The sequence below is a fragment of the Pontibacter sp. HJ8 genome (assembly GCF_054824225.1).
This window is the reverse complement of the sequence record NZ_JSYF01000485.1, coordinates 1-7,216: the sequence shown is the minus strand read 5'-3', so window position 1 is coordinate 7,216 and position 7,216 is coordinate 1. Positions and strand designations below refer to the sequence as shown.

5 protein-coding genes are annotated in these 7,216 nt (G+C 52.5%); 4 read left to right on the top strand and 1 reads right to left on the bottom strand.

Annotated features, from left to right (window positions below):
* Positions 1 to 48 precede the first annotated feature (48 nt).
* Genes trpB through OB13_RS18245 form a run of 3 tightly spaced genes read left to right on the top strand, consistent with a single transcriptional unit; the run spans position 49 to position 3,018 of the window.
* Positions 49 to 1,236 (top strand): tryptophan synthase subunit beta, encoded by a 1,188-nt coding sequence (gene trpB, locus OB13_RS18255; protein ID WP_461491618.1) that lies wholly within the window; start codon positions 49 to 51, stop codon positions 1,234 to 1,236.
* Entirely contained in the window at positions 1,229 to 2,011 is a 783-nt protein-coding gene (gene trpA, locus OB13_RS18250) for a tryptophan synthase subunit alpha (RefSeq protein ID WP_461491617.1), read from the top strand. Before trpB ends, trpA begins: the two co-directional genes overlap by 8 nt.
* Positions 2,008 to 3,018 (top strand): bifunctional 3-deoxy-7-phosphoheptulonate synthase/chorismate mutase, encoded by a 1,011-nt coding sequence (locus OB13_RS18245; RefSeq protein ID WP_461491616.1) that lies wholly within the window; start codon positions 2,008 to 2,010, stop codon positions 3,016 to 3,018. Before trpA ends, OB13_RS18245 begins: the two co-directional genes overlap by 4 nt.
* 153 nt (positions 3,019 to 3,171) lie before the next feature.
* On the opposite strand, the gene OB13_RS18240 is transcribed toward OB13_RS18245, so the two are convergent.
* The gene (locus tag OB13_RS18240; protein WP_461491615.1) at positions 3,172 to 5,220 is read right to left on the bottom strand and encodes an alpha/beta hydrolase family protein; all 2,049 of its coding nucleotides are present in this window, start codon (positions 5,218 to 5,220) and stop codon (positions 3,172 to 3,174) included.
* Positions 5,221 to 5,431: 211 nt separating this feature from the next.
* Between OB13_RS18240 and mgtE the strand changes: the two genes are divergently transcribed.
* The gene (gene mgtE, locus OB13_RS18235) at positions 5,432 to 6,775 is read left to right on the top strand and encodes a magnesium transporter (RefSeq protein ID WP_461491614.1); all 1,344 of its coding nucleotides are present in this window, start codon (positions 5,432 to 5,434) and stop codon (positions 6,773 to 6,775) included.
* Positions 6,776 to 7,216 lie beyond the last annotated feature (441 nt).

Sequence of the window (7,216 nt, the reverse complement as noted above, 5' to 3'; positions counted from 1 at the left end):
AGCATAAATGAGTCTTGTGTCTAACGTCTAAAATTTAAGGTCTAAAAAATGAAATACTCAGTAGACGAAAACGGCTTCTACGGCAAATTCGGCGGTGCTTACATCCCTGAAATGCTGTACCCCAACGTGGAGGAGCTGCGCCAGAATTACCTGAAGATCATGCAGGAACCGGCGTTTCAGCAAGAATTGCAGGTTTTGCTCAAAGATTACGTGGGCCGGCCAACACCGCTATACCTTGCCAAGCGCCTCTCCGAAAAGTATAACACCACCATTTACCTCAAGCGCGAAGACCTCAACCACACCGGTGCGCACAAAATTAACAACACGGTGGGGCAGGTGCTGATGGCGAAGCGCCTGGGTAAGAAGCGTATCATTGCCGAAACAGGTGCCGGTCAGCATGGCGTGGCTACGGCTACGGTTTGCGCGCTGATGGGGCTGGAGTGTATCGTATACATGGGCGAAGTAGACATTCAGCGGCAGGCGCCTAACGTGGCCAGAATGAAAATGTTAGGAGCATCGGTAGTGCCTGCCATAAGCGGCAGCCGAACGTTGAAAGATGCCACCAACGAAGCTATCCGCGACTGGATCAACAACCCGGAAGATACCTACTACATCATCGGTTCTGTGGTCGGTCCGCACCCGTACCCGGACATGGTGGCGCGTTTCCAGTCGGTCATTTCGGAAGAGATCAAGGCGCAGCTGAAGGAGAAAACCGGCAGCGAGAATCCGAATTATGTCGTGGCTTGTGTAGGCGGCGGCAGCAACGCGGCAGGTGCCTTTTACCACTACCTGGATACGCCGGAAGTGAAACTGGTAGCCGTAGAAGCCGCCGGCCTGGGCATTGACTCCGGTGAATCAGCGGCCACATCCGTGCTGGGCAAGGAAGGCATCATTCACGGCAGCCGTACGCTCTTGATGCAGACTGAAGACGGACAGGTAACGGAGCCTTATTCCATTTCAGCAGGGCTGGATTACCCGGGCGTGGGGCCGTTGCATGCCCATTTGCACGAGTCCGGCCGGGCTATTTTTGAAAGTATAACCGATGAGGAAGCGCTGCAGGCCGTGCTGGAACTGACCAGGCTCGAAGGAATTATACCTGCTTTGGAAAGTGCCCACGCCCTGGCAGCACTCGGCCGGATCGGGGCCAGGCCGGATGAAGTAGTTGTCGTGAACCTGTCGGGCCGCGGCGATAAAGACCTTACCATTTACTTAGACAGATTTGAGCTCCATGGATAATAGAATCAAGCACCTTTTCGAACAAAAGCCGCAGGGGCTGCTCTCGGTATACTTTACGGCCGGCTATCCCAACCTAGAAGACACGGTTCCGATCATCCTGGAGCTGGAAAAGAATGGGGTGGACCTGATCGAGATCGGAATGCCTTTTTCAGATCCTCTGGCCGATGGACCTACCATCCAGCAGAGCAGCGAGATCGCCCTGCGCAACGGCATGACCATTCCGAAACTGTTTGAGCAGTTAAAAGACATCCGTAAGTACACCCAGATTCCGCTAGTGCTGATGGGCTACCTCAACCCGGTCATGCAGTACGGGGTAGAACGCTTCTGCCAGAAAGCAAATGAAATAGGCATAGATGGCATCATTCTCCCGGACCTTCCGCTTTCAGATTATGTGCGGGAATACAAATCGATCTTTGAAGCCAATAACCTGAGCAAGATCTTCCTGATCACGCCGCAAACGCCGGAGCAGCGCATCCGCGAGATCGACAGCCACACCAATGGCTTTGTGTACATGGTGTCGTCGGCATCTGTTACCGGCAGCACCAACGGCAAAGCTGTCGCCGACACGGCTTATTTTCAGCGCGTAGCCGGCATGCAGCTGCGGAACCCGGCCATCATTGGCTTTGGCATTCACGACCGCGGTACTTTTACCGAGGCCTGCAACCATGCCCGTGGCGCCATCATTGGGAGCGCTTTCATCAAAGCCCTGGCCCGGGAAGGCAACCTGCAGCAAAACATCCAGACATTCATCCACAGCATTAAGAACGAAGCATGATCATACAACTGCAGCAAGGTATACCTGCTGATCTCAAAGAAAATATCCTCCAGCAGATAAAGGCGGTCGGGTTCAAAGGCAACGAAGTACTCACGCAGGAAGGCCATTACATTGTCGGTATCGGCAAGAAAGATTTTGATATCCGTACCATTGGTCAACTGCCCGGCGTGGCAGACATTCACCGCGTATCGGATGAGTACAAGCTGATCTCCCGCAAGTGGAAAGTAGAGCCTACCCGCATTGACTTGGGCGATGGCGTGGAGATCGGGGAAGGGCAGTTCAGTATCATGGCCGGTCCGTGTTCCATCGAAAGCGAAAAGCAGATCGAGCTGGTCGTGCAGCACCTCGTAGAAAACGGCGTAAAGATCATGCGGGGCGGCGTGTTCAAACCGCGTAGCTCGCCTTATGCCTTCCGTGGACTGGGGCTGGAAGGCCTGCAACTGTTCCATCGCATTTGCCGCGAAAACGGGATCAAGATCATCACGGAAGTCATGCAGGTATCGCAGATCGAAGAGATGATCGACTACGTGGACGTGTTCCAGGTGGGAGCCCGCAACAGTCAGAATTTTAACCTGCTGGATTCGCTGGGCGAGGCGCGCAAGCCGGTCCTGCTGAAACGCGGCATTTCCGGTACGCTGGAAGAACTGCTGCAGGCGGCAGAATACATCTTCTCCAACGGAAACGAAAAGATCATGCTGTGCGAGCGCGGCATACGCGGGTATGAAAATGCTTACCGAAATATACTGGACCTGAATGCAGTGCCGGTGCTGAAGGCCAAAACGCACTTACCGGTTATTGTAGACCCATCGCATGGCATAGGATTGCGCGATTATGTAGCGGATATGTCACTGGCTGCAGTGATGGCCGGGGCTGATGGCGTGATCTATGAAACACACCAGAAGCCGGAAGAAGCTTTCTCGGATGGGCAGCAAACCCTGAACTTCCAGGAGTCAGAGCGCCTGATCAAACGCATGCGGCAGACGTATGCGCTGCGGGAAAGCTTTTAAAGAAAATTCTCTCCTTTTGGGGAGGGGGTGTTTAGCTAATGCCTTACTCAACTGGCTTTACACCCCTATAGTCCCCTCAAGGGGACAGTTATAATCAAACAAAAAGCCCGGTGCAGCTGATCTGCAACGGGCTTTTATATTTGTAGCTATACTTTAATTAGCGCTTGGTTTCAGGGTTTCCTGCAGCCAGTTGAAGAATTCACGCTGCCACACAATCGCGTTTTGCGGTTGCAGTACCCAATGGTTTTCATCCGGCAGGTATAACAGGCGGCTCTTGATGCCTTTCAGCTGGGCCAGTTGGAAAGCCTGCAAGCCCTGCTCAATGCCCACACGGAAGTCCTGACCGCCCTGCACGATCAGGATCGGGGTGTTCCATTTGTTGGCATACTCGCTTGGGTTAAACTCTTTGTAGCTTTGCGGAGATTTGGTATCCCAGTAAGGTCCTTTCAGCTCGTTGTTGGCAAAGAAAAGCTCTTCGGTTGTACCGTACCAGCTGCGCATGTCAAATAGGCCGTCGTGGGCGATAAAGGTCTTGAAGCGTCCCTCGTGCAGGCCAGCCAGCATAAACACGGAGTAGCCACCATAGCTGGCACCTACTGCGCCCAGGCGGTCTTTGTCCACGTAAGGTTCTTTGGCAACGTCATCAATGGCAGAGAGGTAGTCGCGGATGGGCTGGCCGCCCCAGTCGCCGCTGATCTGGCGGTTCCATTCTTCACCGTGTCCCGGCATGCCTCGTCTGTTCGGCGCAACAACGATGTAGCCGTTGGCGGCGATCAGCTGCATGTTCCAGCGGGTAGAATAAAACTGCGTTAAGGCAGACTGCGGACCGCCCTGGCAGTAAAGCAGGGTCGGGTATTGCTTGTTCGGGTCGAAATCAGGGGGATAGATCACCCAGGACAGCAGGTCTTTGCCATCGCTTGCCTTGGTTACACGCCGCTCTACTTTGCTCAATGTGAGTTTTCCGTAGATCGCATCGTTTACTTTGGTCAGCTGTGTCAGCTTGCCCGATTTGGGCTCCAGGCGGTAGAGCTCAGCGGCATGGTTCATGTCGGTGCGCGCCACTACGAGGTTGTTGCCTGCCTGTCCAACAATGTCGTTGACGTCGAACTGCCCCTTGGTTACCTGCTTTATACTTTTAGCAGAAAACTTGCCCAGGTTCTTTGATAGAGGCACTTCGAACAGTTGCTGCGTGCCGTTGGTCGCGGCAATAAACCAGATCCTGCTGCCGTCGTCGCTCCACTTGAACGAATTTACATTTTCGTCCCATTCTTTGGTCAGGTTATACTTCTGGCCCGTTTTGGTGTCAAATACAAAAAGTTCGTTCTGGTCGGCTTCGTTTCCATCCTCGTCCATGCTCAGCCAAGCCAACTTCAAACCATCTTTCGTGTATTCAGGCGCCGTGTCGTAGCCCATGTTGCCTTCCGTAAAGTTGGTCGTTTTGCCGGTGGCCAGGTCGTAGCGGTAAATGTCGGTGTTGGTGCTAACGGCGTACTCTTTGCCGGCTTTCTTCTTGCTCACATAAAGTATGGCCTTGCTGTCTGGGCTCCAGATCATGTCTTCCTGCCCGCCGAAAGGCATTTGCGGCGTATCGTAGGGCTCGCCTTTCATGATGTCTGTCGCTGTACCGATCTTGCCATCGTTGTAAGGAGCGAAGAAAACATGCTGATACTTGCCGTCTTCCCAGGTATCCCAGTGGCGGTAGTTCAGGTCGTCGTACACATATGCATTCGATTTTTTCAGTTCCGGGTAGCGGTCGGTGCTGTGCAGTTTCTGGATTTCCACGTCACGGGAAAACAATACGTGCTTGCCATCGGGTGAGAAGCGTACGTTGCTCAGGCCGCCTTCAAAATTGGTCAGCTGTTTTGGTTCGCCTTTGCCGCCGGCAAGCTGCCACAGCTGGCCTTTGTGCAGGTAAAGGATCGATCCACTTGTTTTGTCAATGTGCACGATGCTTTCGCCGCCCTTGGTAGAAGTGATCTGCGTAGCCTGGCCACCTGATACCGGAATGCGGTAGAGGTTGCGCTCGCTGCTGTTCTCCTCCATGTTGGTATAGCTAACGCCATAGATAACAGATTTACCGTCGGGCGTTACGGTCTCTGCCGAAACGCGACCCAGCTGCCAGAGCAGTTCCGGGGTCATGCGCTGTTGTGCCTGCGCAAGACTCACGGCAAACACCCCAGCTAAAACAACTATCTTTTTCATACTTCAAAAATACTCTAATTGCCGGCAATCTTAAAATAAACTAACAGGACATCGTGTGATTAGGGAAAAATCAAGCTACAGGAAACGGCAGAAGCCAGACGAGCGGAACATACCTTTCCATTTTAACTGATGCTGTTTGGTGCAGGTAGGAAAATAACATGTTAGGAAGCTTTTGACGTACACCCATTTGCGAGCGAGAAGTACCAAGCCTATGAACCCTTTTTTAGAAGACATCAATTTCAGAGACCTCAAAAACAACCACCCCAGCGACATTGCCGAGGTGCTGAACGGGTTGAAGGAAGATGAGCGTGTGCTGGCTTTCCTGCTGCTGCCTGGCGAGCTCAAGTCTGAGGTATTCACTCACTTTAACTATACCACCCAGGAGGAACTGCTCAAAAAACTGGCTTCCACCGACACAGCTGCCATGCTGGAGAACATGGCGCCAGACGACCGCACCGAGATCTTTGAGAACTTCCCGGACCTGCTCATCAAGGAATCGATCAACCTGTTGTCTCCAGAGGAAAAAAGGATTGCGCTGAACCTGCTGGGCTACCCGGAGAAGAGCATCGCGCGTCTGATGACGCCCTATTACATACAAGCCAAGAAAAGCTGGACGGTGCGGCAGGCGCTCGATAACATCAAAAAGTATGGGAAAAAGGCCGAAACCCTCAACCACGTGTACGTGGTGGACAAAAACAACGTGCTCATCGACGACATACGGATCGGGAAATTACTGATGGCCGACGAGCAGCAGACAATCGAATCGCTGATGGATTACCAGTTTGTTAGCCTCACCACTACCATGAATCGCGACGAAGCCATTGAGCTGTTCAACAAGTATGACCGGGCGGTGATGCCGGTGGTATCGGAAAAAGGGGTGCTGGTCGGCATCGTGACCCACGACGATATTCTGGATGAGATCGAGCGCCGCGACACCGAAGACATGCAGAAACTGGGTGGTGTGGAAGCACTGGAACTTTCCTATACCGAAACGCCGCTGTTAGCGCTGGTACGAAAGCGAGGCAGTGTGCTCATTATCCTGTTTTTGGGCGAAATGCTGACCGCCACGGCCATGGGCTTTTTTGAAGAAGAGATCGCCAAAGCTGTGATTCTGGCTTTGTTCATCCCCCTGATCATTTCGAGTGGCGGTAATTCCGGCTCCCAGGCCGCCACGCTCATCGTGCGGGCCATGGCCCTCAAGGAGCTGGAGCTGAAAGATTGGTGGTACGTTATGCGGAAGGAGATCTTATCGGGTTTGTTGCTCGGGATGTTCCTGGGCATGATCGGTTTTCTGCGGATCGTGATCTGGCAGAAGGCCGGTCTTTACGACTATGGTGAACATGCCTGGCTCATCGGCCTGACGGTTGGTTTGTCCCTGATTGGCATTGTGCTGTGGGGAACGCTCTCCGGCTCCATGATCCCATTCGTCCTGCGGCTGATCGGGCTGGACCCGGCGACATCGTCAGCGCCCTTTGTGGCAACGCTGGTCGATGTCACGGGTTTGGTGATCTACTTTTCCATTGCGGCCAGCCTGTTGAGCGGCACGTTGCTGTAGCGGAAAGTTTTTCAGTTTATGCTATACTTTATAAACCGTTTGTTCTACCTTTGTAACCATGAAAGGCACTGTAGCTCATCTGCACCATCATCATGCACGAAGCATTTGTTTCGGAGCTGCCTGCCTATGGATTTGATTTAGTATAAACTATACCATATTCCAAAAGCCTAACTCCGAAACGAGTCAGGCTTTTTTGTTTTTGTCGGAATCAGGATGTACAGAATTTTAAGATGAACACGATGGTAAAAGTATACTGTTTAAAATACTGTATTTTGCTCTTTCGGACATCCTTGTCCGAAAGCAACCTGAAGGGGACTTCGTAGTCCACGTTACGCGGATTAGGAAATCCGGAGTAGTTGGGTTTCGGACTGAGAAGTCCGAAACAGCATAAGTATAAAATTATGAGTGTAGCCCAGCTTCATTCGTAATTCGTAATTATTA

Bases quoted from the DNA above. Each gene is read 5' to 3' on its own strand.
- mgtE (WP_461491614.1), top strand. From the start codon at position 5,432: ATGAACCCTTTTTTAGAAGACATCAATTTCAGAGACCTCAAAAACAAC.
- trpB (WP_461491618.1), top strand. From the start codon at position 49: ATGAAATACTCAGTAGACGAAAACGGCTTCTACGGCAAATTCGGCGGT.
- OB13_RS18245 (WP_461491616.1), top strand. From the start codon at position 2,008: ATGATCATACAACTGCAGCAAGGTATACCTGCTGATCTCAAAGAAAAT.
- trpA (WP_461491617.1), top strand. From the start codon at position 1,229: ATGGATAATAGAATCAAGCACCTTTTCGAACAAAAGCCGCAGGGGCTG.
- OB13_RS18240 (WP_461491615.1), bottom strand. From the start codon at position 5,220: ATGAAAAAGATAGTTGTTTTAGCTGGGGTGTTTGCCGTGAGTCTTGCG.